The organism is Paenibacillus terrae (assembly GCF_000943545.1).
GTDB lineage: Bacteria > Bacillota > Bacilli > Paenibacillales > Paenibacillaceae > Paenibacillus > Paenibacillus terrae_A.
In genome coordinates, this window is record NZ_JTHP01000195.1 from 1 (window position 1) to 586 (window position 586).

1 pseudogene is annotated in these 586 nt (G+C 37.9%); it reads right to left on the reverse strand.

What is annotated here, in order from left to right:
- Positions 1 to 154: 154 nt before the first annotated feature.
- A pseudogene (locus QD47_RS31375) lies at positions 155 to 586 on the reverse strand (recombinase family protein); the annotation flags it as partial.

Below are 586 nucleotides of genomic sequence, written 5' to 3' on the forward strand. Positions count from 1 at the left end.
GCTAAGCCAGGATAAACAATCCATCTATATGGAAGGAGTAAAAGACGGGATTCGATTGATTCTTCCCGTCATGCACTCCACAAATATTCGTTAGCCTATTGATCCGTTTCAGCCTATGGTTCTCTAGTCCATAAATTCATTTAACAATTATTTATTAATCTTCAATGACTTCATCTATGCTCATTCCACTTTTCAAGGTAAAAACAAAATGCGCTGGTGAGAGAATGGCTATCTTCTCCACCAACGCATTGAATAGGTTATCATCAAATTGTTCTAGTATATCCTGCTGTGAACTTAGGACTTGGATAATTTCATCGACACGTTCCTTGATTTTTGCTTTCTGATCCTCTTCCTTATCCAGTGTCAGCTTCTGTTGTCGTAGCTCGTTGAGTTCACTGGAAAGTCTGTTCGTTTCTTCATCATATATCGTCTCATCAATTTGATTCCGTAGCTTGAGATTCACTAATTCCTTCAAGTCGGATTTCAATTGTTGCATCTGTCCTTCAATTTCTAATAGTGGTTCTTGCCCTACTTTGCTGGAAAATACTGATTCAATATTGGCTTTCAACGTCTTCATGAATCCTTT